The sequence below is a fragment of the Marinomonas gallaica genome (assembly GCF_001639745.1).
Taxonomy (GTDB): Bacteria; Pseudomonadota; Gammaproteobacteria; order Pseudomonadales; family Marinomonadaceae; genus Marinomonas; species Marinomonas gallaica.
Window position 1 is genome coordinate 164,821 of record NZ_LTAX01000004.1, and the last position, 26,184, is coordinate 191,004.

The following is a 26,184-nucleotide window of genomic DNA, read 5'->3' on the forward strand; positions in this document are numbered from 1 at the left end:
TACGTACTTTTTAAATAAAAACAGTTTTCATTTATTGATTTCGATCTAGAAAGAGTAGATTATAAATAAGTGAATGATAAATCAGTTTTGTTAACGATTTAGCTGGTTAACGAAGTAGTGTACTGTTTATAAATCGCTGTATGTAAAGGGAATGGAGTTATGAAGTACGTATATATGGCAGGCGTGTTAGCGGTTGCATTTTTAGTTATTCTATCACCTGATTCTGGCAACGCATTTGAGGCAAATGTTGAGAACTGCAAGTCGGAAAACTTACGCCAAATTACAGATGAACATATGATGTGGCAGCTGTCTGGTGAGTGTCAGCGTGAAGGCATTTACAAACTAAACAGCTGATAGAGTCCCTTTTTATTATAATTTAAAAGCGCCTGTTTCGTTAACCGAATACAGGCGTTTTAGTCTGGCCAGTGGACATCAGCCAAAGACTCAAAAGCGGGTTTAGCGAAGTAAAATCCTTGATACAAAGTGATGCCCATATCTCGAAGAGTACGGTATTCTGCGTCTGTTTCAATCCCTTCTGCAATGACTCTTTGACCTAACTCTGTCAGCATCTTGACCATATTTCGCACGATAATTTCCCGAGCAGGATCTTTATCAATATTACGAATCAACTCCATATCGATTTTAGTTATTTGGGTCTTCAAGTCCGCCAGTTGGGCTAAGCCGTTATAGCCTGAGCCAAAGTCATCGATGGCTGTTTGAAAGCCAACTTTTTCGTAGTGGCTGATAATATTAATTAGGTGCTTTTGGTCCACAATGCGTTCATTTTCAGTGAACTCAAAAATAATTTTGGTCTTGTCAAAAGCATACGTTTCAGCCGCAGCCAAAGTGGTGCGAATACAAAGCTCCGGACGATAAATAGCATTGGGTAAAAAGTTAATACTTAAATAGGAGTCCACATTAAGTTCTGCAGCCAAACGAATGGCTTTAACTCGACAACTTTGATCAAAGCGATAAAGGTTAGTCTCATTGACATGCTTAAATACTTCCGCAGCGCTTTCCCCATTCAGGCCTCGAGCGAGGGCTTCTTGTGCGAAGATGGTGCGCGATTCAATATCAATAATAGGTTGTAACGCCATGCTGAAATCAAAGCCTAAATCACAGCCTCTAGCGCATTCTTTGCACCCTAAGTCTTTGAAATCAATTGGTTGCATGGACTATTTTCCCTTTCTTTTATGGTATGTCGAAGCATATATTTTATGCCATTTATTACAAGTGATGTGAAACAAGTCTCAAGGATGTATTAGAGTCTGTGTGTCATTATTCGTATCATGTTAAACGAGGAGACAGGGCAGAGGTCATTAAATCCCCGTGATAATCTTAAAAGTAGACTCAAAAAGTCGATTTTTCATCTTCTCATATTTTTCAAACGACAAGTAAAACTCTTTAGAGCGAAGGTATCATTTGATTTTTTTGCCAATGAAGATGTTTCGGCTGTTTACTTAAGTCTGCGCTATGGAAGATCAAATATCATCGCTTTGAACCGATCAGAGTGCTTATGGAAGCGAATCTCATCAAGCTCTTCGATTTTAGCGCCGTCCCCTTGATGTAGCAGTAGGTCATTATTAATGCGTGCCTGACCTTCCACAACATGAATATAGTATCGGCGGCCTTTGACGGTTGGCCAATGTGCTTCTTCGGATGTATTCAGTACCAATTGAACCAGTGACATATCTTGCTTGATTTGTAAGATACCATGATCGCCATCTGGCGAGATAATGGCGGTAAAGCCCTCTGACTCACCAAAGCCTTTTTGCTGATAGCTTGGCTTGCCTCCAAACGTATTGGGTTGAATCCAAATTTGAAGAAATTTCAGATCTTCGGTGTGGGAAGCGTTAAACTCACTGTGGAAGATACCTGATCCCGCAGACATTAACTGAAACTCTCCAGCAGGTAGCTCCCGAATATTGCCGGTACTGTCTTTGTGAGCAATCGTACCTTGAGTGACTAAACTGATGATTTCCATATCCTTGTGTCCATGTCTTTCAAAGCCCATATTAGGTTGAACTGTATCATCGTTAATGACCCTCAACGATGAAAACCCCATATGGCTTGGATCATAATAGTGACCAAAAGAGAAGGTGTGGAAACTGTTCAGCCAACCAAAGTCTGCTTGGCCTCGTTCACTAGCAGGGCGTACAGTGATCATAATAGACTCCTAATTTTGAAGCTCATGAGAGCGTATAGTGATAGTTTATCTATCGAAAAAATAAATTTAAAACGCAATATTTAGAGAATATTCATCAGTTTAATAGATATTAAGAGGTAGTGATGGCGTTATTTGAGGCAATTTTGCCTGTTTTCTTATTGTTAGTGATGGGCGTATTACTTCAGCGTCGACGCTTTCCATTTGATGGTTTTTGGCAGGGTGTTGATAAGTTAGTGTATTGGTGTTTGTTCCCGGCCTTATTGTTTTCTAAAACCAGCGTTATCGATTTTTCGAACCCTATGTTGGGGCGTTACGGACTGGTGCTGGTCAGTGCGCTGCTGGTAACGGCGGCGATCATCATGCTATTGGCCCGATTGTTACACGTGCCTAATCCAACAGCGACATCCATGCTACAAGCGTCGGTGCGCTTCAATACGTTTATCACGTTAGCATTAGCAGAAAGGGTCTATGGTGCTGAAGGCTTAGTGTACGCGGCATTAGGTGCTGCCGTGTTGATTCCATCCGTAAATGTGTTTTTAGTTGTCACTATGGTGTCTATGCATGGTCAACGTCAGCAGTCACTGCTTAAACTCATTTCGAAGGAGTTGCTTAAGAACCCTCTCATTATGGCCATTGTATTAGGGCTTGGTTTAAATGCTATGGGGCTTACTCCGATTCCTATTGCATCAGATATGGCGCAAATGCTGGCTCAGGCGACACTTCCATTAGTTCTACTGGCAGTGGGAGCGGGCGTTAGATTAACGACTATTAGAGCGGTTGGTGCGACGTTTTGGGTATCAGCATTTGGCCGTTTCTTAATCTTTCCTGGGGTGGTATTAGTGATGTGTGGGTGGCTTGGGATCAGCGGCTTACCAGCCTATGTCGCATTGTTATTTGGCATCGTGCCAACGGCGACGTCTGCTTATGCGTTAGCAAAACAATTGGGGGGGGATGCAGACAGAATGGCCGCCTTTATTACTCTGCAAACGGCCATGTCATTAGTAACAGTGCCATTAAGTATTGCCTTAGCCCATCGTTTGTTGGGCTAAGGCAAGGGTTAACAAACACACTGAAGATCAGTGTTTGTGGTGGCCATGTTCGTGATGATGCTCTTCGATGTCGTGATCATGGCCACAGTCACATGGCTCTGGCTCATTTGGGTAGAAGACGCCAATGTCTTCACGAATTTCGTCCATGCTCGCAAGTAAATTAAGGGTGTCCTGCCAGCTGTGATTTGGGCTTTGGTTTAATCCCTCTTCAATACAGCGGTTCACCTCTTCTATTTCAAATTGATACCCCATCCCTGGAAAGTCGAACTCTACGGAGCGCTCGGCACCCTCATGTTTTACCAAAGTCAGCGATTTTGTTTCATACCAGTTATTGCCAAATTCAATGTAGCCGTTACTTCCCGATAACACGGCACGGTTTGGCTGCTGACTAATAATAGAGGCTTCTAATGACGCTAGCTGACCAGAATCCCAACCGAGTAATAATTGCTCAAACACATCCACATCTGTGTCTCCAACCAACGCTTGGTTCTGAATAAAATCAGGCTTACCAAAGAACAGTTGCGCCAGAAAGATAGGGTAAATCCCCACATCCAATAACGCACCACCGCCTAATTCACGATTCAGCAATCGGTTTTCAGGATCTTTAGAGCCAACAAAACAGAAGCTGGCTTGAATGCTTTGTAGTGGGCCAATTTCGCCTTCTTCAACCCATTCTAGTGCTTGATCAATGGTCGGGTTAAAACGTGTCCACATGGCTTCCATCACAAAGACATCATGCTTTTTAGCCAGTTCAAACAGCTCAGCCGCTTGTGTTTGGTTAAGAGCAAATGGCTTTTCACACAAAACATGTTTGCCTGCTAGGATACACGCTTTGGTGAGTTCATAATGCAGGTGATTAGGCACTCCGATGTAAATAACATCGACTTCATGGCTATTAATCAAAGAGTAGTAATCCACCATGGACAGCTCAATGTTATAGCGCTCCGAAAACGCGTCTGCGGCCTCTTTCGAGCGCGAAGCAACGGCGCGCAGGGTACCTGTTTTAGCGTACTCAAAGTCTGCTGCAAAAGACTGTGCAATGACTCCGGTTCCGATAATTCCCCAGCGTACTTCATTCATGGGAGGCTCCTAAGTGGATAAGTAAGTGAAAAGTAATAGTGCATTATAGTCCAGTCTGAGCTTCTAACGCAGCGAGTCGCTCGGATAAATCGGCGACAGTTTGTTCTAACGCATCTATTCTATCTTGTAAGTCACTTGGTGGCGCGTTCAATTCGGAAGCGTTTGCTGCAGCATGAGTTTCAGTGATGTTACTTTCACTGCAGAATAGCTCTTGGTAGCGAGCATCTCGTTTACCAGGCTCTCGAGGTAACAGCTCAACAAAAGGGCCACCAGTTTTCTCTTTAAGGTTTGCTAAAGCGTGCTCTACTTCTGGTACACCTTTAAACGTATGTAAGCGTCCACTTCGAGAACGAAGTTCTCCAGGTGTTTGAGGCCCGCGTAGCAACAGCAAACAAATGACGGCTGTTTCCCCAGCATCAAACTGTAAATCAGAAAACTCCGTGTTACAGAATCGATGTTGGTACTTTGCAACGCGACTACCGTGATGAAATATTTCTGTGACTAAGCTTCTTGCGACGAGCGCATCAATACCATCTTGCACTTCAAAGTCGGTGTATTCCAGAACAGGGTCACGGCTGGACTTTTGATTGCAGGCATTTGTTAGCGCATTAATACTCATGGGGTAGTGATCGGGTGTAACAATCGATTTTTCGATCAAACAACCAATGATACGTGCTTCCTTAGCGGTTAATGTGTAATACGACATGTCAATCTCCTATGGCGGATTGTCCTTCCCTTTAAGGATTAAGGAAAAGGGCATTTTAAGCAATTCTATAAAGCTGGCAGGAGCGTAGCGTGCAGTTTGAGGTAATCCAATGTTGAGGTGATGGTCTCCGGATTGGCTGCGTGCAATATAACTTTTAAACAAACGGTCCCAAATACTTAAACAAAAACCGAAGTTGCTGTTGGCTTCTAAGGGGATCCGAGAGTGATGAATACGGTGCATATTAGGGGTCACAACAAGGCTTCTTACCAGCGGTTCCAGTCTTTTACCTAGGCGAACATTGGTATGATTGAACATCGCCAAGCTGTTTAGAAGAATATCAAATACCAGTATGGCGGCAGCAGAAATACCCAACATCCAAATCGCGAGTGCTTTAATGACTAACGAAAGCGCTATTTCTAATGGATGGAAGCGAACCGCGGACGTTGTGTCCAGTTCAGGGTCGCTGTGATGCACTCGATGCAAACACCATAACCAAGGTACATAATGGAACAAACGATGTTGCCAATAAATTAAAAGATCTAACAGAACAAGTGATGCGATAAAACTAAGGCTACTAGGAAGGTATTGAAGAGGGGCGAAAGAAGCAGTAGGTAAAAGTGCAATACCGACTAAAAGCAATGGCTGCAGAAAACGAACAAGTAGGGCGTCTATAAGCAGCAGCCCTAGGTTGTGTCGCCAGCGTATTCGCCAGAGTGATAAGGCTTTACGAGGTACAAAATACTGCCAGCTCAGCAGTGCTGAGACAAACAGTAGAAATAACAATATACGCAGTTGATAATCAATCATGCCTATCCGTCAAAACGGTCGATAGGGCTAGTCTACACTACTTTTATTAATGGAGTGCTTGATCTAGTTGATGTTTTCTCACCATATCGACTTTTAATAGTGCTAAAAGTTCCACCAGCACATTCAAGTTTACGCTGTCTAAATCATCAAACAAGATGCAATGATCACCAAGGTGGACGTTCTTTAAGCGTTCACAAAAGCTCGATATGTCTAAGTCGCTGGCATGGTAAAGGCTGAGATTATGTTGGTGAGGAACCAGAGCAAAAGCCCAGTCTTCCAACAGGTAAAAGACTTCAAAGCCCTTCTCTGAGAGTGTTGTCGCGGTCGGTGCAATCGCAAAAATCAATTCACTTAGTGTGTCTAAGTGCGTGCTTACTTCAAGTGACGGGGTTTGGCTAAGACTTTCTAGTGCGCGTTCCTTTAAGGTCGTCAACATACGAACCTCCTACAAGATAAAGGTCATGGCGTACGTTGACGACTTACTAATAAAAGTTACGACACAGATTCCAAAGCAATCAAAATACGGTTCATGGCTTGTTCTAATTGTGATCTTGAACAACCAAAGTTTAGGCGAATAAACCCAGGTGCGCCAAAGCCTGATCCATCAGAAATACCAACACCAGCTTTTAAAAAGAAATTATGTGGGTCTTCAAGGTCATATTCGCGTACGTCGAGCCATGCTAAATAGGTCGCATCATGATCAGCCATTTTGATTTGGCTACCTTGAATCCTTTCTCGCAGATAGTCGCGATTACCTTTTAAATAGCTTAATAAGGCGTCGTGCCAAGCTGCGCCGTCCTTATAGGCGGCTTCGGCTGCAACCAAGGCTAACAAGTTTGGTGCAGGAATGAGGGCTTCACGCGCTTTTTTGAAGCATTGACGCAGAGTGGGATTAGCAATAACAGCGAAGGCATAGCAAAGCCCTGCAATGTTAAACGTTTTTGACGGAGCCATTAAGATAACACTGCGCTGTGCTGCGTCTTCGTTCAAGCTGGCGAACGGGATGTGTTTCGCATCTGATAAGATTAAATCACAATGAATTTCGTCAGAAACGACTAATAAATCATGGCGTTGAGCGATTGAGTGAATCGCAAGCAGTTCTTCTTGAGTGTATACCGTGGCCCCAGGATTATGCGGGTTACATAAAAGCAGCATCTTTGCGTCTGCTTTTTTGCATGATTCTTCCAAACTCCCCAAATCGACAGACCAGCGATTTCCTTTGAGTACGAAAGGTATTTTGTCTAGCGATCGTTCAGACATTTCAGGTGCTTTGGTGAGGTGATAATACACTGGGCTGGGCACAATGATGCGATCACCTTCCTCGGTCAAGGCTCTAACGCACAAATGCAGTGCGCATACGAGGCCTGGTAAGTGTATTAAGTGGGCAGTAGCTGGTTGCCAGTTGTAGTGCTTAAGGCAGTGCTCTTGAATGGCTTTGACCAGTGATGTTGGCGTATGGGTATAGCCGAAGACACCTTCTTGAACTCGATCTGTTAATGCATCCTTTACACAACTAGGTGCATCGAAGTCCATATCAGCAATCCACATAGGGATGACATCAGAAGGATATTTGCTCCATTTGTCACTGTTATGGTTGCTTCTGTCGATAATTTCATCGAACTGAGGCGCCTGACTCATATAAACTCCTTGTGTGGTAGTTGTGTTGTTCATCCAGTGTCAATTTTCATACTGCCACAACCTAAAGAAGTAGAAACACTAAATTCGTTGTGTATGACGCTTTTGGATAAATTATGTTGTTGAAGTTCAAGCGTTGCGTTGACCCTGATAAGGGTCAAGGAAAAATTTTAAAATTTTTTTTAGGCCGCAATGCCTTGTCGCTCAAGACTTAGCAGCTATTGTGCAAGCGTAACATGAACTATTTAGAGCTATTAAGGGTTGACCATCCCTGAGCAAAGTGACTACTATAGTTTTTATTAAATGGTTGTTTAACAAAAAGGGATCCAAATGCCAAAAGTTGGAATGCCAGAAATCAGAAAACCGCAACTTATTGAAGCAACCATATCAGCTATTGATGAACACGGTTTTCCTGGCGCGACGGTGAGCGTAATCAGCAAAAAGGCAGGTGTTTCACCCGCCATCATCAATCACTACTTCGGTGGTAAAGATGGTTTGCTCGAAGAAACGATGCGTAGCCTGATTAAAGAGTTTTTTGAAGTGTTACACAGCGAGTTATATCTAACTCGTGATGGTGATATTTTCGAAAAGGCGATGGCGATTGTAAGAGCCAGTATTAGCCAATCTCAGACACGACCACAAGTGGTTAAAACGTGGATGGGGTTTTGGGCATCGGCTATGCATAAGCCAGCGCTGTATAGATTACAAAATGTATATTCACGTCGCTTACTGAGCTGTTTGGTGGTTGTGTTTCGTGAACGCTTTGAGAAAGAGCGTGCACGAGAGATTGCCTTCACGGTCGCTGCGATGATTGATGGTATGTGGTTACGCGGCTCCCTAGCCGGTGGCATAGACAGTCAGCATGCAGCAAACATGATTAATGAATACATTTCATTCGTGTTGAAACAACCGTAACGAGCAAGCCCCCAAGGATGGGGAACTTGGTAGGGTGTGAATCGATTTTTTATATTTAGAGAGGCCTTTGTTGCGCTCTAACAATGTATCCATAGGAGATAGATTATGTTGAATTTGAAACACACTACACTTGCTGTATGCATCGCGGGTGCATCCACATTTGCTGCTGCAGATTGTTCTACCGTTCGTTTCTCTGATGTAGGTTGGACAGATATCACCGCCACGACTGCGATCACGTCGACGGTATTAGAAGGTTTAGGTTACTCAACTAAAACACAGCTTCTATCTGTTCCGGTTACGTACACATCTCTTGCCAATGATGATATCGACATCTTCCTAGGCAACTGGATGCCAACGATGGAAGCGGATATCGCACCGTACCTCAAAGCGGGTACGGTTGAAGACTTAGGGCCAAACTTAACCGGTGCGAAATACACGCTAGCAGTGAGCCAAGCCGCTTATGATGGTGGCGTTAAAAGCTTTGCTGATATCGCGAAACACGCACGTGAGTTCAGCGGCCGTATTTACGGTATTGAGCCAGGCAACGATGGTAACCGCCTAATCCAAGATATGATTGACCAAAATGCTTTCGGCATGGGCGACTTCCAGCTTGTCGAGTCAAGCGAGGCTGGCATGCTGTCTCAGGTGAGTCGTAATGCTCGCCGTGATAAATGGATTGTCTTCCTAGGTTGGGAACCACACCCAATGAACGCTAACTTCGACATGGCGTATCTAGAAGGTGGTGATGACTTCTTCGGTCCTAACTATGGTGGCGCTAACGTACATACCAACGTACGTAAAGGCTACCTTCAAGAATGTCCAAATGTAGGCAAGCTACTAACCAATCTAAATTTCTCCCTACAAATGGAGAATGAGGTGATGGGTGCGATTCTCGATGATGGTGATAAGCCAGAAATCGCTGCTCAGAAATGGCTAAAAGCCAATCCAGCGGTCTTGGATACCTGGTTAGACGGTGTGCAAACAACGTCTGGTGACAATGGCGTCGCAGCTGTAAAAAGCTCTCTGGGTCTATAACGAAGCAACCTTCGTTTTTAAATGATCAAGTAAGCGCCGTGTTAAGCGGCGCTTACTGCAAGATGAAAGTTGTTTGGAGACCCTCATATGAATTGGCTAACAGAGCACAAAATTCCACTCGGCGATACCATGGAGACCTTTGTAAATTGGTTGATTGATGTTGCTTCGTTCTTTTTCGATTTTATTTCCGTTACTTTAGAAACCCTGATTTTTAGCATGGTGGATGGCCTAGAATGGATGAATCCATTCGCCGTCGTGGCCTGTGTGTTAGCCCTAGTTTGGTGGTTACATCGTAGTCTTGGGATCATGATATTCGTTGCCGCGTCGTTCATGTTGATTATGAATCTAGGCTACTGGCAAGAAACCTTACAAACGCTAGTGTTGGTAATCACAGCCACGACTATTAGTGTCTTGGTCGGTGTACCGATTGGTATTGCTGCCGCACACCGTCCAATGTTGTACACCGTATTGCGTCCGGTTTTGGATTTGATGCAGACGATCCCGACGTTTGTTTATCTGATTCCAACCTTGATTCTATTTGGACTAGGTTATGTGCCGGGTCTGATTTCCACCATTATATTTGCCATCGCCGCGCCAATTCGTCTGACCTATCTTGGTATCAGCAAAGTACCTAACGAGCTACGCGAAGCCGGTCTAGCTTTTGGTTGTACGAAAGCAAAACTGTTGTACAAAGTAGAATTACCAGCGGCGATGCCGAGCATCATGGCCGGGGTCACTCAATGTATCATGCTGTCTTTATCTATGGTGGTCATCGCAGCATTAGTAGGCGCTGACGGTCTTGGTAAACCGGTTATACGTGCATTGAATACGGTAAACATTTCGCAAGGCTTTGAAGCGGGTGTGGCCATTGTATTGGTTGCCATCATGCTTGATCGTATCTGTAAAACACCATCTTCAAAAGCGGAGGGCTAAGTTATGCCAATGGTTCAAATTGAAAATTTAGACATCGTTTTTGGTAACCAGAAACTTGAATCATTACGACTGCTTGATAAAGGAATGAGCCGCTCTGAAATTTTAGCGCGAACGGGCGATGTCGTCGGGGTTCAAGATGCGACGATTTCAGTAGAAGAAGGTGAAATTTGTGTCCTGATGGGGCTGTCTGGGTCGGGCAAATCGACACTGCTGCGTGCTGTAAACGGCTTGAATAAAGTGGCGCGTGGTCGCTGCTTGGTGAAAGACGGTGAACGTATGGTTGATATGGCGAAATGTGATGAAAACACACTGCGTCATATGCGTACCAATCGAGTTTCAATGGTATTCCAAAGCTTCGCTTTAATGCCTTGGATGACCGTGCTTGAAAACGTGGCATTTGGTTTAGAAATGCAGGGCATGGGCAAGAAAGAGCGTGAAGAGCGTGCTAACAAACAGCTGAAGATGGTAGGTCTGTACGACTGGCGCGATAAGAAGCCAGATGAACTGTCCGGTGGTATGCGTCAGCGAGTTGGCTTGGCTCGAGCGTTCGTTATGGATTCTGACATCCTGCTAATGGATGAGCCATTCTCGGCACTGGACCCATTGATTCGCTCGCAATTGCAAGATGAATTGATTGAGCTACAAAAGCGCTTAAAGAAAACCATCATCTTCGTGAGTCATGATCTGGATGAAGCATTAAAAATCGGTTCTAAAATTGCCATCATGGAATCAGCTCGAATCATTCAAGAAGATGTGCCAGAACAGATTGTTCTGAACCCCGCTACGGAATACGTAGAAAAGTTTGTAGCACACACGAACCCGCTTAATGTCTTGCGTGGTACAGCATTGATGACGCCGCTGGATCAAGTGGCGCAGTTAGATGACTTGTATCGAGTGAGTGAGCATCTATCCCTTAATATCCAAGCAGGCGTCCTAAAAGAAGCCTTGTCTCATGGTCAGAATATTGCGCTGAGTAAATGGGATGACAGCATGGACATAGAGAATATGCCTGAAAATACAATCGTTGTTGCACCTGTCGATATTTCCATGCGCGATGCCGTTGAAATTCGCTACCAAACCAAGCAACCGATCGTTTTGCAAGATAATGGTCAGTGTGTCGGAGTGTTGGGTGATCATCAGTTCTATCATGCTCTATTAGGTAAGCACTTTAGTCGCGCTTCCTAATTATTGTATTCGTGAAATCAAAACGGTTTTGGTGAAATCAGGATAAAGAGTATCTAGTCGAATAAAGCAAACGTGACGCTTTATTCGACTGAATTCTGTAGGGGAAGGGGTATTTCTTTGTCTTGATGGATCCACTTATTCTTAACGAGCCCCAACGTTATTAAGCATCACACAAGTTGAAACAAACTGAAGCCCTTAGCACACATGTGCTAAGGGCTTTTTCTTGGAATCCAAGGTCGCATAGTATTTCGTATCTGAAGGGCTAAAGAAGTGCGCTATTATCGATCAATATTGATCGTTAAGGATGCCTCTATGTCTCACGGAATCAACAAAGCCAATCTCACCGAAACTGACATTATTACCAAGCTGATTTGACCCACATTGAAAACCGTGGGATAGGGCGGTTGTTGTAGCAGCGGCTGCATGATTTGTTGGTAATTTGGAATCATTTTGCTTGTCCTTAAACACTCAATGTTGCCTTTTAAATCTTAAGCTGAGCTAACTTGCACTGCTCATTATACAAGTAATAATCGTTTGTCGTACTGGAATGGTGGCTTGAGTTCTAGGACGTCTACACTATCAAAGTCCAAGCCTAGAATCCGAATCATGTTTAGCCGTTAGTTGGGGATTTTTTAGCAGACAGTTTTCGATAAATAGGAGTGTCATTTTTGTACTCATTGTTGCCTTTAGTGTAAATAAAATGGTTTTAATGTGTTTGGTTTAATATAATTCTTTTAGTAAGAGGTGAGTTAGATTTTTGTTCGAAACTTAAGAAATGAAGGCATTTTTTGAGGGGCTTTTAAGGTTAGTGACCACCGTTTGGCTGATTTTATTGCGCTTAACTAAGCGAGTCCGAAAAGTTGTTGTGAAAGTGCAGAAGGTATCCAAACGTGAGACAGGTTTTCTATATTGTAAGTGTGAGCATTAGTTTTATTTTTGCGATGGTTGGTAATGCGTCTGCTGAGGATCAGAAAACGGTTTATATGGCTGTGTGGCGAGGATGTGAGGAAGCATGTCTGGGCTTTAAAGACTATATGGAAAACAGGGGGACGCCGGTCAATATCATTGTGCGTGATGCCAACCGTGATAAGTCTAAATTGCCGGAATTTCTTGCAGAAGCTAAACGAATAGAGCCTGACTTGGTTGTTACGTGGGGAACTAGCGTCAGCAAAGCCATGATTGGAACTTATAAAGAGTATGGTAGCGCTACTAAATTGGGGAATATTCCCGTGCTGTTTATGCTCGTTGCTGATCCATTAGGTGCCGATATTATTGCGTCTAAAGAAGAAAGTGGACGACCTACGGTGACAGGGGTCCGCAACCGCATTAGTGAAAAGGTGCAGATCAATGCCATGCGAGAGTATTTTCCAGTTTATAGAGTAGGAGTACTGTATTCATCTGCCGAGCTTAACTCAGTATTGAACACAGAAAAACTGCGTGAACTGTCCTTAGAAATGGGGTTTTCTTTAGTTGAAGAAACCTATGAATTAGATGCTCAAGGTAAACCTATTCCGAATCAGTTCGATCGTAAAATGGCTGCTTTGGCCGCACAAGATATTGACGTTGTGTACGTTGGTTCCAGCTCTTACAACCTAGCGAATCAAGATGCCTTTACGGAAGCGGCTATACGTTATGGTTTGCCCGTGGCCAGTGCTTACAACTCGATGGTGACGAACTCTTCAGCGTTGATTTCCGTTTCCAATAAGTACTATAGAGTGGGGTTGTTAGCGGCCAATCAGGCCAATAAAATTCTGTTGGATAATGCGCAGCCAGGCAGTCTGCCTATTGCTGACCTGAGTGGTTACTCAATGGCTATTAATGTGTCTGTAGCCCGTAGAATGCAGCTTTACCCGCCGATCCAGCTATTACGCTTTGCCGATTATGTGAATGTTAAGATTAAGGGTATAAACTAATACAGTTTGGCAAAGAGTGTGGTCTTTAAGTAGCATTGATACACACTAATCAGTGCTTTAATGTAGTGAAAACAAATCTTTAGATTGTCGCAATTTGAAACGCGATGACAATCATAATGAGGGCGTTGAGGCGGTTGAACCAACGCCAAAACCTGATATTGCCTACCCAGCGAGTCATGCTACGACCGATCAATGTAAGCCCGAAGAACCAGACGATGGAAGCGCAGATCCCCCCGGCGATGAAATTCCACTGAAAATTTTGCCATGCGAGTGACAAGCTCCCCATTAGCACCATGGTGTCTAGATAAAAATGTGGATTAAGCCATGTTACAGCAAGCCCCATGAGTAAAACTGTTTTCAGCGGCGCTAGTTGTCTGGATTGCGATAATATAATGCTCTCGTCATGCCGGCTTGCTTGCCATTTGGTGTATGCGTACCACAGCAGAAAAGCCACTCCCGCCCATTTTGAAGCTGTCAGTATCCATGGTTGGCTTTGTACCAAATAACCAAACCCAAACGCTCCTAAACTCATGGACAGAGCATCGCTAATAATAAAGATGCTAGCCATCAGCCAGCCATAGTGTCGTTTAATAGCTTGTTCAAATAGGAACGCATTTTGGGCTCCTACCGCAATAATCAAACTTCCACCTGTAAGTAAACCAGTTGTAAAGCTAATGAACATTGTATGTCTTCACTGTTAATCAAATTGAATTAAAGTGTATGATGAATAATATGTTTAGTTGAGTTAATTAAACTTTATCTGGATTAATTATTTTAATGTTGGATTATCAAGCAGCATACTGCTTCTATCAAGTCGCTAAATTGCAGAGTTTTGAAGCGGCGGCACAGGCTTTATCCTTGACTCAATCCGCGGTATCGCAAAAGGTTAAGCGATTGGAGCACTCTTTTGGTGCGCCATTGTTGATTCGTGAGCGACCTATACGGTTGACGAGTCTTGGTGAGCATTTGGTAACACACATTCAAAAGGTACTGTTACTTGAGGATGGGTTATTAGAGTTGTTTCATGGATCGGGCAGTGAAGAGCCTCTGTCTATCGCGGTAAATAATGATGTGCTAGCCACTTGGTTTGTTGACGTGTTGAGCCAGTTCTCTGATGTCGATTCTACGATTCTGCAGGTGAAATCTCAGGATCAATCTAAGACGCGAGAGCTATTGCAGCGTGGAGACGTCATGGCCTGTGTTTGTGACGTCGGCGCCCCTGTGAGCGGTGGACGGTCAGTGTCTTTGGGAAATATGACGTATGAACTAGTGGCGACGCCAGAGTTTGTGAACAAGCACTTCCCTAACGGAATAAACGAAACGGCCGTGACTAAGTTGCCATCGTTGATTTATGATGAGCACGACATCGCGCTTTGGCGTCGTTATCAGCAGGAATGCTTGTGGATTGAAGCGGATACGAGAAAGAGTCATTGGTACCCTTCGTCCCACGGTTTTGTTGCGTTAGTGAAGTCTGGCACAGTCTGTGCTTTGATACCTAGTGTACAAATTAAAGAGGAGCTTTCGAGTGGCCAGCTTATTTCTCTTTTTCCTAACCAACGACTAGAAGTGCCGTTATTTTGGCATTGGTATGAGTTAGGTAATCCTGTGTTAGAGCGTTTAACAAAGGTTGTTCAAAGTGTCACTCGAACAGTATTACTTTAATGAGGTTAGCCAAGTGGTTAGATTTCGGCTGCCTACCTGTTTGTTATATAAGGACTAATTATGATTCGTAAATGTTTGTTTCCAGTTGCAGGCTATGGCACACGCTTCTTACCAGCAACTAAATCGATGCCAAAGGAGATGCTACCGATCGTCAATAAGCCACTTGTGCAGTATGGCGTAGAAGAAGCGGTAGAAGCTGGATTGGAAAACATTACGTTTGTCACAGGCCGTGGTAAGCGTGCGATTGCCGATCATTTTGACATCAGCTATGAGGTTGAGCATCAAATTGCAGGGACGGCAAAAGAGGAATACTTAACGGGGATTAGGCATTTAATCGACACAGTAAACTTTTCTTTTATTCGTCAGCATGAGATGAAAGGCTTGGGTCATGCGATCCTTACCGGAGAGTCGTTAGTTGGTGACGAGGCTTTTGGTGTCGTGTTGGCGGATGACTTATGTTTTGGCGGCGAATACGACGGCGTCATGGCGCAAATGGTTAAGCTGCATAAGCAGTTCCGTTGCTCAATCGTTGCCATTCAAGAAGTGCCAGAAGACGAGGTACACAAGTATGGTGTGATCGCTGGTGAATCGATGAGCGAAGGCTTATTTCGCGTGACAGATATGGTGGAAAAGCCAAGCAAAGAAGAAGCGCCATCGAATTTAGCGATTATTGGTCGCTATATTTTAACACCGGATATCTTTGATAAGATCCGAGAAACACCACCGGGTGCAAACGGAGAAGTGCAAATAACGGATGCGATTTTACGCCAAGCTCAAGAAGGCTGTGTTTTAGCGTATAAATTCAAAGGCCGTCGTTTTGACTGTGGTAGTGTCGATGGTTTCGTGGAAGCGACTAATTACTGCTACGAAAATATCTATAAAGCGAAATAAACTGCATTTATTTTACCTATAAAAAAGCCAGCTCATTGAGCTGGCTTTTTAGTGACCACAAGGCGGTTGGTTACGAGCCTAGCTGCTTGTTCAGTGTTGGCAGTAGGTATTTGAATAGGCGTGGGTTAGCACACAATACGTGACCAGATTCATAGCTTGGAGAACCGTCAAAACCTGCGAATAGGCAGCCTGCTTCTTTAGCGATAAACAGTGGTGCTTGTACTTCCCAGTCACGTAGATCAAGTCCCCAAGCGGCGTCTAAGCGACCTGCCGCTACGTTTGCTAGCATTAATGCAGGGCAGTCTTGCATAACAACACGCGCGCCTTTGCCAGCCATTTCTTCAAGTACTTTGAATTGGCCAGCAGCAAAAGCAATAGTGGTTTCTGTGCTAGGGAATTGAGTGCCAAGCGTTGTGTTTTCAAGGGAACGTGAAACGCCTGTACGCATACGAGAATTGTTTAGGTAAGCACCACGGCCTTTACTCGCGTAGAACTCGTCACGCGTAGAAGGATTGATTAGCAGTGCATGCTCAACTTTACCCGCAACTAGGTAACTAACTGTCATTGCAAAGCCTGAAAGGCTACGTGTGAACAAGTGCTGACCTTGAATTGCATCAATGACCCACTCACCTTCTTTACCTTCTTGCACTGTGCCTTGAAGGCGTGTGCTGATCGTGTCTTCAGGGTAAGCTTTTGCTAAATGATGGATGATGGTTTTTTCAGCGCCAGTACAGACATTGCTGTACACTTCTGTCGCGTTTGAGCCTTGTTCTTTATCGAACAATAGCTTTTCTTGCGCGTGGATGATGAAGTCTGCGGCAGCGCGAGCCGCTTTAAGAGCGACATTAATTCGTGGTTGCATGGGATACCAATGATTGAATCAATAGGGCAGCAACTGTCTTTTGGACAGTTCGTTGCGGTTAAAGTTTTAAAGAGCGTGAACGATGCTAAATACTGTTCGTGCAGCGTTTCTGTGGGCGCGAATTCTAGCCCAATTGCCCGCACTAATCTAGTTAAATAATGGTTAAATTCTGTTCAAATGCTGGGTTGTGGTGAATTCTCTGATACCATTAAAGTCTTATTGCTCCACTGACCATTGGTATAACTTAGATATGCAGCAAAACATTAAAATTGTTCTCGTGAACACTTCTCACCCCGGTAATATTGGTGGCGCGGCGCGCGCAATGAAAAATATGGGACTCAGCGAATTAGTCTTAGTGGAACCTAAGTTGTTTCCCCATGATGAAGCGTTTAGCCGAGCGTCGGGCGCGTCTGATATTTTAGATAACGCCAAGGTTGTTGCCACTTTAGAAGAAGCGTTAGCGGACAGTCAGTTAGTCATTGGTACGAGCGCTCGTGAACGTCATATTCCGGTAACGTTGGTAGATCCTCGTCAAGCGGCGGAGTTGGTCTACGGCGATACGTTAAAAACAGCGTTTGTTTTTGGTCGAGAAGACCGCGGCTTGACGAATGAAGAGCTGCAGCGTTGTCACTACCATGTCCATATCCCTTCGGTAGAAGAATTTAGCTCTCTTAATTTAGGTGCCGCGGTTCAGGTGATAGCCTATGAACTTCGTATGAAAGCACTAAGCTTACAAGGTGGACCGATCGTTGAAAGCAAGTGGGATGTGCCAGCAGCGACTTCAGAGCAGTTAGACCATATGCTAACGCATTTAGAAAAAGTGCTGGGGGATATCGAGTTTTTAGACCCCAAAGCCCCGCGACAAGTTATGACACGATTCCGACGCTTATATCAACGATCGCAGCTTGATCAGCAAGAAGTGGGCATGCTGCGCGGCATGCTAACCGCAGTTGAAAAGCAGGGCGCTAAAAGCGAGTAATCGGTTATAGCATAATTTTTTAAGATTGGATTAGAGTGACTAAAAAGCCCGTTTAGTTTTCACTAAGCGGGCTTTTTGTTTATAGGTTGTGTATTTGCTTACTTAACTTTGGTCTCTGGGCGGCCTTCTTGCTGCCAATGAGTATGGAATTTCTCACCAGGGGCGGCGTCAATGCGCTCGTAAGTGTGAGCACCAAAGTAGTCGCGTTGTGCTTGCAGTAAGTTGGCTGGTAGCACTTCTGAGCGGTAACCATCAAAGTACGCTAACGCAGAGTAGAACGAAGGCGTCGGAATGCCGGATTGAGCAGCCAGTACAACGGCATCACGTAATCCTTTTTGCTTTTCTGCCATCGCATCTGCGAAATAGTCATCTAGCAATAAGTTTTCTAGGTCGTGGTTCTTATCAAACGCGTCGGCAATCTTTTGTAGGAAAGATGCACGGATGATACAGCCGCCACGCCAGATCTTGGCGATACCGGTGAAGTTGAGTGTCCATTCGTATTCTGTTTGTGCTGCACGCATGATTTGGAAACCCTGCGCATAAGCACAGATTTTCGCGCAGTACAGAGCATTTTCAATCGCATCTTCAACAGCTTCAGCGTCAATCTCAGACGTTTCGACATCGGCAATTAAGAAGCCCGCTGCTTTTTCACGTTCAGCAGTTAGTGTGCTTAACGCTCGCGCATACACTGATTCGCTAATAATGCCGGCAGGAACGCCCATTTGCGTAGCGCTAATCGATGTCCAGCGACCTGTACCTTTTTGACCGGCACTGTCTAGGATCATATCGACAAGCGGTGCGCCTGTTTTGTCATCATACTGTTGCAAAATATCGGCAGAAATTTCGACAAGGTAGCTATTAAGAATGCCTTGGTTCCATTTCTCAAACAGTTTACCGATTTCAGCAGGCTCATAGCCTAAAAGTGAGCGTAGCAAATGGTACGCTTCACAAATAAGCTGCATATCGGCATATTCGATACCGTTGTGAACCATTTTTACGAAGTGGCCAGCACCATTTGGGCCGAGATAAGCGGTACATGGCTCGCCTTCTTTGACTGGCTGACCTGGTGTGCGTGATTCAATTGGCTTACCGTTCTCGTCAACTTTAGCTGCAACGGCTTCCCACATTGGTTGTAGGTATTTCCATGAGTCCGCATCGCCACCTGGCATTAGAGAAGGGCCAAATCGAGCGCCTACTTCCCCACCGGATACCGCTGTGCCAAAGAATTTGAATTGGTCTTTATAGTCGCTTTCTCGACGAATGGTGTCAGTCCATTGGCTGTTGCCACAATCGACAACGATGTCTTCAGGGTTAAGACCTGCTTCAATTAAACTTTGACAAACGGCGTCAACAGGATCACCTGCAGGGACTAAAACCACGATCACGCGTGGGCTGACTAGCATGTCGAGCATTTGCTTAATGTTGTCACAACCAATGATTCTCGCTTCATCGACGGAGCTCGGACGTTCTTTAGCTTCAGTGTCTAAAACGTCTTTCACTTTATCTGTGTCGAGATCAAAACCCGCAACGCGATAACCGTGGTCGGCCAGATTTAGGGCTAAGTTTTTGCCCATGACTCCTAGGCCAACGAATCCGATGTTGCAGCTCTGATTCACGTTTTGCATAGCTTTAGGTCTACCTTTGTTTCGAACGGGGAAGGTTAGAAAGAATCCTACCATGAACTGGGGCTATCAAGCCGATTTACGGGCAGGTTAAAAGTTGAATTATTGTGGAAGTTAATAATTCTGGCGGGCATTTTAGTCGAGAATACGTGCAATTTCGAGCAATAATGACGAAATAGTGGTTAGTACAAAAAAGCGGCAAGAGCTACTGGGTTATAGTTTCCGGCTATAGTGTCTCGTAATAAAAGAACATTAGTGTATTTTTATTTCATAAATATAGGATTGTTACAGTTTAAAAAATACTCGAAATTCAGATTTTTCTTGATTTAAACCTTATTAATCAGTGCCTTGGTAAGGTTGGAGTGCTCGTCAGTGTGAAATAAAATAACACTTTGTTATATCAATATTTTTTTTTAGATTCATTTGTTACTATAGATTTACCCCAAATAATAATTTTAAAACATAATGTAACCGTTTTGTTCAGAGGACTATAGCAACATGAACAACAGAACTGACGACCAAATAATTCTGCGTAATTTGAATACCGCACAGCTTGTTGAAAATGCGCTTGCGGATGGTGAAGGTGTTCTGGCAGATACCGGTGCTCTAGTAGTAGAGACCGGTGCGCGTACCGGTCGTTCTCCGATGGATCGTTTCATCGTAGAGGAAGACACGACTAAAGGCACTATTCACTGGGGGCCGGTTAACCGCCCATTTCCTGAAGATAAATTTGCGCCATTGTGGAACCGCGTTGAGGCGTATTTAGACGCTAAAAAATCATACCTATCTGATGTTCATGTTGGAGCGGGGGATGATTATTACATCCCTGTTCAAATGCGCACTGAAACCGCTTGGCAGCATCTATTTGGTCGTAACCTGTTTATTAATCCTGAATCTTACAATCCATCCAATAAGGGTGAATGGCAAGTTTTGAACGTGCCAACGTTCGAGTGTCAGCCAGAGCGCGATGGCACGAATTCCGATGGTTGTGTCATTCTTAACTTCAAAGAGCGTAAAGTTCTAATTGCTGGTATGCGTTACGCCGGTGAAATGAAGAAAGCGATGTTCTCTGTACAGAATTATCTGTTGCCAGCACACGACGTACTGCCAATGCATTGTGCGGCGAACGTTGGCTCTGATGGTGATGTCACATTGTTCTTCGGTTTGTCTGGTACAGGTAAAACGACATTGTCTGCTGATGAATCACGTTTCCTTATTGGTGATGATGAGCATGGCTGGGGCGAAGGTACGGTTTTCAATATTGAAGGCGGTTGTTACGCGAAAACAATCGATCTTTCTGAGAAGAACGAACCCGTTATCTGGAAAGCGATTAAGTTTGGAACGATTCTAGAAAACGTTGTGATGAATGAGTCTCGTGAGGCAGATTATACGGATACCTCACTTACTCAAAATGGCCGTGCTGGTTACCCGCTGACAAGTGTTGATAAACGCTCTGAGCATAATCGTGCAGGCGAGCCGAATTCTGTGATCTTCCTAACGTGTGATTTAACGGGTGTACTACCTCCAGTGTCAGTATTGAGCAAGCAAGCGGCGGCGTACCACTTTTTAAGTGGTTATACAGCGTTAGTAGGTTCAACAGAAATGGGCGCGGGCAGTGGTATCAAGTCAACGTTCTCAACGTGTTTTGGTGCGCCATTCTTCCCTCGTTCCGCAGATGTTTACGCGGACCTTTTGATGAAGCGTATTGAGCAATTCGGCAGTAAAGTTTACTTGGTAAATACTGGTTGGACTGGCGGTGCACACGGTAAAGGCGGTAAGCGTTTCAGTATTCCTACGACTCGTGCTGTGATTGCAGCTATCCAGTCAGGTGCTTTAGCCGATGTGGAAACAGTGCATCTGGATCAGTTGAACGTCGACATTCCAACCCATGTTGAAGGTGTTGATTCTGTATTGCTGAACCCTCGTGATACTTGGGAAGATAAAGCCGCTTATGATGAGCATGCCAAAGGCCTTATCTCTCAGTTTATAGAAAACTTTAAGAAGTTTGAAACGGTATCAGAAGAGATCATTAACGCAGGTCCAAAACTGTAAAATCTCATCTTACTTTAGCTTTACGAAAAGGCCGCGCAATTTGCGCGGCTTTTTTACAATCCTACTGCTCTTCCTGCTAGAGACTTGTGACCGGTTCATGTAATCTTTGTGCATGTTGATCGATACACATTGCCACCTTGATTTTTCTGTTTTTAAGGATTTGTCTGCGCTGTTAGTGGCCAGTCGATCCGTCGGCGTCGCTCATTTTATAGTACCGAGCACTACGGCTGAGTCATGGCCTGGTGTTGTAGCGTTACATAAACAGCATTCTGAAATTAGCGTGGCATTGGGTTTACACCCTTATTTTTTAGACAGTTTTAAACATCATCATTTAGAGCAGCTTGAAGCGGCTTTATTGACCAATGATGTGGTGGCTGTGGGTGAAATTGGTTTAGATAAATGGCCTAGAATGCCGGATTATGAGTTACAGCAAGAAGTGTTGTTAGCTCAGCTTAAGATAGCCCAGAAGCATCATCTCCCTGTTATTTTGCATGCTCGAAAAAGCGAAGATGATCTATTAAAAGTGATACGCCAGGCTCGATTTAGTCGAGGAGGCATTGTACATGCTTTTAACGGTAGCTTAGAGCAAGCCAAGCGATTTAAAAAGCTGGGTTTTGTACTGGGGATTGGTGGGACAGTAACCTATCCAAGAGCTAAGAAAGCTCAGAGGGTTCTGCAAGCGTTAGCAGATGAAGATTTCGTGTTGGAGACCGACTCTCCAGATATGCCTGTTAGTGGCTATCAAGGGCAAGTGAATACACCGCTGCGGGTCGTGGATATCGCGCGAGTCGTTGCTGATCTGCGTCAGCAAAGTGTGGCTGATGTTGCTCGCTATACCAGTGCAAACCTACAACGAGTTTTGCCAAATTGGCATAAGGTATAACAAATTGACAACTCCAGAGAATATTAATGCGCCCATGCGTGTGGTGTTGCTTGGTAGCGATACAGAGCTAGGCCGAGCGATTCGTGAATACTATGATAATGATTTCGACTTTGACTGGTTAGAGGTACCTTGTCATGAGGTGATCAGTCGATTGTCTTCTTCTAGTGTATTGGATGACAAGTTCTGTGACGCCATCATTGACGCCTATTCATTACGCAGTGCATCACAGAACGATTACGATGAATATTTAGAGCGGCTGGATGTGTTGCTTGGTAATGAGTCTTGCCCTTTGTTTTACATGTTAAGTGGCGTTCAGGTGTTCTTGGGAGAGAAAGAGGCATCTTATTTAGAAACGGATGAGCCTGATGCGCGCAGTCGTTTTGCAAAGAGATTGATGGCCGCTGAGCAAAAAGTGTTAACGTCAGAGCGTCATATCATTATACGGACGGGGTGGCTCTTTAGCGGCGCTCAAGATGACTTTATTGCAAATACGATCAATTTAGTACGCTCCGGTGCCCCTATCGAGTTCCATGACACTGCGATTGGTTGTCCAACACCTGTGTCGGATGTCGCGCGAGTGCTGCTGTCAGTCGTCAAGCAGCGTCATTATGGAGCTCTGAATACAGGTGTGTATCACTATTGCTGTTCTGAAGAAATCAGCTGGATGGGCTTAGTTGAAGCAGTTCTGACAACCGCGAGCCAGTTTGATGATACCGCCCATTCAGCACTTGAAAATATGGGGGACACGGCAAGTGCTTTAGAGATGGCGACGGATATTAAGCGTCAATCATTGTCGTGTCGTAAAATTTTTGGTCATTACGGTATAAAGCAGCGCTCTTGGCGTCCAGTGCTAAGAGCATTAATCAAAGAACTTCACCGTTTTCCATCGGCTTGATGGAGTAGGTTTAGAAAGATCGGGGCGCGTATATAGTGAACTTCAAGGCAATTTTGTTAGTGTACGTTCTGCAGTTGTTGGTGGGCGCAATATGGTATTCAGCTGCACCAGCAAATATTACGCAGCAGATCGAGGGCAGTGCGCTGGGAGGCATATCTACAGAAACCGTGATCGGTTTTTGTGTTGTACTGTTCTTTTATACTTGTTTTAGCGCGTGGTTATTGGCTAAAACAAATCTACGTTCCAGCTTTGAGAGATTGGTTTTAACGATCAGTAGCTGGTTATTTATCGTGTTACCTAACGTCTTTTTTGTCGGGATGTTTGTCGACTTCACTCATATGAGTGTGGGTTATCTGATGTCATTTGGTTTTATTAGTTGCTTGATCGCAGCCTTTATTTTGCCGTTTTGGCGTTCAAACCGTTCTATTTTTAAAGGCTAAAAGAAAAGAGATAGAGTGAGAAAAGTAGCCTAATATAGGCTACTTTCAGGCCAAATTGACCAAAGTGACAGGCCAGCAATAGCGACGCTGATCACAGTTTGCGGAATAATAGATAGGACAGTCGACCATACTGAGCCGTCTTCTTTTATTAGTAAGTTACTGAGTATGTTGGTTAATAAAGCAAAATAGGCAATCAACATCGTCCACAGTGGCAAGTCAGCTAAGATATGAGCTTGAGCTAATAAGCCTGACAAAATGAACGAGCCAAGCAGTAATCCCGGTAAGCTAGACTGCTTAACGATAAACTTCTGAATCAGTACAAAGCCCACTACACTGGCCGCAAAGCCTCCTAACAGCTGACCAATCAATAGGCTGCCACCAATCGAAACAACTGGTGCCGTTGTGCCTGCAATGATAGCAAGAGACGTCATGGCGGCATGAGAATTTTTTACATCAGACGTGTGCTTTTGCAGTCCGAATACAAACAGCACAAGCAGCGCGCTGATAGCGGCCCAAGCGAAGCTTAATAGCTGACCTTGATGCTTTAATACGGGGTTTAACAAACAGTAAAAACTGACAAACAAGGCAACAAAAGTGATGCTGTTTCGGGCTTTGAAGCCGATCTTCGCTTGGCGAAAGTAGCTAATCAATAAGCCTAATAATACGCTGATTGTCAGGAAGTCCAATGCTTTACTCGGTGGGAGATTTAAACCTGAATGAATCAGGCTTAATGCAACGAGAAAGCCAGCAGCTAAGCCTAAAAGGCTAAGGTGTCTACTGAATTTGCCAAGTAACGTAATGACTGCGGCCACCAGAAATGGGTATACCGCAGTATTGAGCAGCATGAGTAGGTTTGAGTTACTCGCTTCCTCGTACATAGTAACTCCTAATTACTGACGAATGCCTTCGATGAAGATGTCTAATTCTGTTTCATCTGTTACACCTGGGATGAAATACGATACGCCAAATTCACTGCGTTTTAGGGTTGTGCTTGCTTCGAAGCCTGCACGGTAGCCACCCCATGGGTCATCACCTTCGCCAATTTTTTCAACTTCAAATGTTACTGGTTTAGTGACACCGTGAAGTGTTAGATCGCCTTTAAGTTCTTCACCATCAAATGACGTACTTTTAAAGGTGATGGTTGGGAACTGCTTAACGTCCAAAAAGTCAGGGCTACGTAGGTGTTTGTCACGTGCTGCATGGTTTGTATCAACACTGGCTGCTTGAATGGTGAATTCTGAGCTGCCTGATTTGCCGTTATCCGCTAGTGTGAATGTACCTTCGAACTCATTAAAACGGCCAACGGTGGTGCTCACACCTAAATGGCCAACTTCAAATGTTACGAAAGAATGGGCTGGGTCGACTTGATAGTCTGCCGCCAATGCACTAGTTGAAACAAGTACGGCTGCTGACGTAAGTAGTAAAGCTTTCATTGATGCCTCCAAAAAAAGGGTCTGCGATTAATAATGGCTCTTAGTATAATCATGTTCTAGGAATACATAATTACATGTAAAAACAATTCACTGTTTCATAAAACGGAATAATTCATCTGGAATTTTTTGTCATAGGAGGAAGTTAAATGGATAAGCTACAAGCGATGAAAGTCTATTGCCGCGTGTATGAGGCGGAAAGTTTTAAACTGGCGAGTGAGTCACTAGACATTTCACGCCCAATGGTGACTCGCTACATTAATGCTCTTGAAGAAGATTTGGGGGCAAAACTACTGCATCGTAATACTCGAAACATCAGTGTTACTCATGCTGGTAAGCTCTATTATCAGCACTGCGTCACCATATTAGAAGCGATCGAAGAGGCAGAAGGGGAGTTGGGGGATTTATCCCATAAGCCAAAAGGGCACCTTAGAATCAGTGTTCCGATGGATTTTGGGTTAACGCATATGGTGCCGATACTCAGTGAATTTTCGGCTTTGTATCCAGAGATAACGCTCGAGGTAGACTTCAATGATAAGCGTGTTGATCTAACGGAGTCGGGGATTGATTTAGCTGTGCGAGGAGGAGACTTAGGAGGAGATCATTTCATTGCACGTCCTTTGTGTACGTTACGTGGTTATGTGTGTGCATCGCCAGAGTATATTGAGCGGAATGGCGCGCCAGAGCATCCAGCGGATTTAAAGACGCATAATTGTTTACAGTACACAAATGCGCCAAATTCAGGGCGCTGGTATTTTAAGAACCATCATGAAGAGTTTGATTTGCCTATCAGGGGGTCGATAATGGCAAATAATGGTGGTGCATTAACGCGTTTAGCTGTGGCCGGTACCGGGATAATTATTCAACCGGGCTTCTTAGTGGATAAATACATTGAAAGTGGGCAGCTTGTCCCGTTGTTAACGCAGTACGAAACCTACTCGGGGCAGTTTTATGCGGTCTTTGCGGGGCGTAAACTGTTGCCCAAAAAAGTGCGTTTGTTGATTGATTTTCTAGTCGAAAAACTGCAACCCCCTACGTAAGGG

Annotated in this window: 27 protein-coding genes; 15 read left to right on the plus strand and 12 right to left on the minus strand. The window is 44.4% G+C overall.

The window, feature by feature from the left end; genetic code table 11:
• Positions 1-159 precede the first annotated feature (159 nt).
• Positions 160-354, plus strand: a complete 195-nt coding sequence (gene trbK, locus AYW76_RS06375) for an entry exclusion lipoprotein TrbK (protein ID WP_139084466.1) — start codon at positions 160-162, stop codon at positions 352-354.
• Between the two features lie 59 nt (positions 355-413).
• Here trbK and AYW76_RS06380 read toward each other — a convergent pair whose 3' ends face one another.
• Both AYW76_RS06380 and AYW76_RS06385 read right to left on the minus strand, forming a co-directional pair.
• Positions 414-1,172, minus strand: coding sequence for an EAL domain-containing protein (locus AYW76_RS06380; protein ID WP_067217288.1), 759 nt, complete (start codon positions 1,170-1,172; stop codon positions 414-416).
• A gap of 299 nt (positions 1,173-1,471) precedes the next feature.
• Positions 1,472-2,167, minus strand: coding sequence for a pirin family protein (locus tag AYW76_RS06385; protein WP_067217291.1), 696 nt, complete (start codon positions 2,165-2,167; stop codon positions 1,472-1,474).
• A 122-nt stretch (positions 2,168-2,289) separates the two neighbouring features.
• On the opposite strand from AYW76_RS06385, the gene AYW76_RS06390 reads away from it, so the two are divergent.
• On the plus strand, positions 2,290-3,216 hold the full coding sequence (locus AYW76_RS06390) for an AEC family transporter (protein WP_067217294.1): 927 nt from the start codon (positions 2,290-2,292) through the stop codon (positions 3,214-3,216).
• Positions 3,217-3,243: 27 nt separating this feature from the next.
• Here AYW76_RS06390 and AYW76_RS06395 read toward each other — a convergent pair whose 3' ends face one another.
• Genes AYW76_RS06395 through AYW76_RS06415 form a run of 5 tightly spaced genes read right to left on the minus strand, consistent with a single transcriptional unit; the run spans position 3,244 to position 7,447 of the window.
• Entirely contained in the window at positions 3,244-4,296 is a 1,053-nt protein-coding gene (locus tag AYW76_RS06395) for a Gfo/Idh/MocA family protein (protein ID WP_067217297.1), read from the minus strand.
• 43 nt (positions 4,297-4,339) lie between these two features.
• Positions 4,340-5,002 (minus strand): YceH family protein, encoded by a 663-nt coding sequence (locus AYW76_RS06400; RefSeq protein ID WP_067217301.1) that lies wholly within the window; start codon positions 5,000-5,002, stop codon positions 4,340-4,342.
• A 9-nt stretch (positions 5,003-5,011) separates the two neighbouring features.
• A complete protein-coding gene (locus AYW76_RS06405; RefSeq protein WP_067217304.1) occupies positions 5,012-5,809 on the minus strand; it encodes a sterol desaturase family protein in 798 nt (265 codons plus the stop codon).
• Between the two features lie 46 nt (positions 5,810-5,855).
• Complete coding sequence (locus AYW76_RS06410) at positions 5,856-6,245, minus strand: hypothetical protein (protein WP_067217306.1); 390 nt, start codon at positions 6,243-6,245, stop codon at positions 5,856-5,858.
• Between the two features lie 56 nt (positions 6,246-6,301).
• Positions 6,302-7,447: a MalY/PatB family protein gene (locus AYW76_RS06415; protein WP_067217310.1), complete on the minus strand. Its 1,146-nt coding sequence runs from the start codon at positions 7,445-7,447 to the stop codon at positions 6,302-6,304.
• 327 nt (positions 7,448-7,774) lie between these two features.
• On the opposite strand from AYW76_RS06415, the gene betI reads away from it, so the two are divergent.
• From betI to AYW76_RS06440, 5 genes are all read left to right on the plus strand, one after another.
• On the plus strand, positions 7,775-8,359 hold the full coding sequence (gene betI, locus AYW76_RS06420) for a transcriptional regulator BetI (protein ID WP_067217313.1): 585 nt from the start codon (positions 7,775-7,777) through the stop codon (positions 8,357-8,359).
• A gap of 105 nt (positions 8,360-8,464) precedes the next feature.
• Positions 8,465-9,394 (plus strand): choline ABC transporter substrate-binding protein, encoded by a 930-nt coding sequence (locus tag AYW76_RS06425; RefSeq protein ID WP_067217317.1) that lies wholly within the window; start codon positions 8,465-8,467, stop codon positions 9,392-9,394.
• A gap of 87 nt (positions 9,395-9,481) precedes the next feature.
• Complete coding sequence (gene choW, locus AYW76_RS06430) at positions 9,482-10,327, plus strand: choline ABC transporter permease subunit (RefSeq protein WP_067030967.1); 846 nt, start codon at positions 9,482-9,484, stop codon at positions 10,325-10,327.
• 3 nt (positions 10,328-10,330) lie between these two features.
• Positions 10,331-11,512, plus strand: a complete 1,182-nt coding sequence (choV, locus tag AYW76_RS06435; protein WP_067030964.1) for a choline ABC transporter ATP-binding protein — start codon at positions 10,331-10,333, stop codon at positions 11,510-11,512.
• Between the two features lie 890 nt (positions 11,513-12,402).
• Positions 12,403-13,425, plus strand: a complete 1,023-nt coding sequence (locus AYW76_RS06440; protein WP_231872562.1) for an ABC transporter substrate-binding protein — start codon at positions 12,403-12,405, stop codon at positions 13,423-13,425.
• A gap of 79 nt (positions 13,426-13,504) precedes the next feature.
• On the opposite strand, the gene AYW76_RS06445 is transcribed toward AYW76_RS06440, so the two are convergent.
• Positions 13,505-14,107, minus strand: a complete 603-nt coding sequence (locus tag AYW76_RS06445; RefSeq protein ID WP_067217321.1) for a LysE/ArgO family amino acid transporter — start codon at positions 14,105-14,107, stop codon at positions 13,505-13,507.
• Positions 14,108-14,202: 95 nt separating this feature from the next.
• Between AYW76_RS06445 and AYW76_RS06450 the strand changes: the two genes are divergently transcribed.
• The gene (locus AYW76_RS06450) at positions 14,203-15,087 is read left to right on the plus strand and encodes an ArgP/LysG family DNA-binding transcriptional regulator (protein ID WP_067217324.1); all 885 of its coding nucleotides are present in this window, start codon (positions 14,203-14,205) and stop codon (positions 15,085-15,087) included.
• 60 nt (positions 15,088-15,147) lie between these two features.
• Complete coding sequence (gene galU / locus AYW76_RS06455; RefSeq protein WP_067217326.1) at positions 15,148-15,978, plus strand: UTP--glucose-1-phosphate uridylyltransferase GalU; 831 nt, start codon at positions 15,148-15,150, stop codon at positions 15,976-15,978.
• 70 nt (positions 15,979-16,048) lie between these two features.
• Here the strand turns inward: galU and AYW76_RS06460 are convergent, their stop codons facing one another.
• Positions 16,049-16,840: an inositol monophosphatase family protein gene (locus AYW76_RS06460; RefSeq protein WP_067030952.1), complete on the minus strand. Its 792-nt coding sequence runs from the start codon at positions 16,838-16,840 to the stop codon at positions 16,049-16,051.
• 250 nt (positions 16,841-17,090) lie between these two features.
• Between AYW76_RS06460 and AYW76_RS06465 the strand changes: the two genes are divergently transcribed.
• Positions 17,091-17,819 carry an RNA methyltransferase gene (locus AYW76_RS06465; protein ID WP_067030950.1) on the plus strand — a complete coding sequence of 243 codons (729 nt, stop codon included), beginning with the start codon at positions 17,091-17,093 and terminating at the stop codon, positions 17,817-17,819.
• Positions 17,820-17,917: 98 nt separating this feature from the next.
• Here AYW76_RS06465 and gndA read toward each other — a convergent pair whose 3' ends face one another.
• Entirely contained in the window at positions 17,918-19,444 is a 1,527-nt protein-coding gene (gene gndA / locus AYW76_RS06470) for an NADP-dependent phosphogluconate dehydrogenase (RefSeq protein WP_067217329.1), read from the minus strand.
• 495 nt (positions 19,445-19,939) lie between these two features.
• On the opposite strand from gndA, the gene AYW76_RS06475 reads away from it, so the two are divergent.
• The 4 genes from AYW76_RS06475 to AYW76_RS06490 all read left to right on the plus strand — a co-directional run bounded on the left by AYW76_RS06475 (position 19,940) and on the right by AYW76_RS06490 (position 23,711).
• A complete protein-coding gene (locus AYW76_RS06475) occupies positions 19,940-21,493 on the plus strand; it encodes a phosphoenolpyruvate carboxykinase (protein WP_067217333.1) in 1,554 nt (517 codons plus the stop codon).
• Positions 21,494-21,605: 112 nt separating this feature from the next.
• Complete coding sequence (locus tag AYW76_RS06480) at positions 21,606-22,376, plus strand: TatD family hydrolase (RefSeq protein ID WP_067217336.1); 771 nt, start codon at positions 21,606-21,608, stop codon at positions 22,374-22,376.
• Between the two features lie 4 nt (positions 22,377-22,380).
• Complete coding sequence (locus AYW76_RS06485) at positions 22,381-23,271, plus strand: sugar nucleotide-binding protein (protein ID WP_231872563.1); 891 nt, start codon at positions 22,381-22,383, stop codon at positions 23,269-23,271.
• Positions 23,272-23,306: 35 nt separating this feature from the next.
• Positions 23,307-23,711, plus strand: coding sequence for a hypothetical protein (locus AYW76_RS06490; protein WP_082866136.1), 405 nt, complete (start codon positions 23,307-23,309; stop codon positions 23,709-23,711).
• A gap of 29 nt (positions 23,712-23,740) precedes the next feature.
• On the opposite strand, the gene AYW76_RS06495 is transcribed toward AYW76_RS06490, so the two are convergent.
• Positions 23,741-24,589 (minus strand): hypothetical protein, encoded by an 849-nt coding sequence (locus tag AYW76_RS06495; RefSeq protein ID WP_067217342.1) that lies wholly within the window; start codon positions 24,587-24,589, stop codon positions 23,741-23,743.
• Between the two features lie 12 nt (positions 24,590-24,601).
• Entirely contained in the window at positions 24,602-25,144 is a 543-nt protein-coding gene (locus tag AYW76_RS06500; RefSeq protein ID WP_067030932.1) for a YceI family protein, read from the minus strand.
• Positions 25,145-25,290: 146 nt separating this feature from the next.
• Here AYW76_RS06500 and AYW76_RS06505 point away from each other — a divergent pair, with 146 nt between their 5' ends.
• Positions 25,291-26,181 (plus strand): LysR family transcriptional regulator, encoded by an 891-nt coding sequence (locus AYW76_RS06505; protein ID WP_067217346.1) that lies wholly within the window; start codon positions 25,291-25,293, stop codon positions 26,179-26,181.
• Positions 26,182-26,184 lie beyond the last annotated feature (3 nt).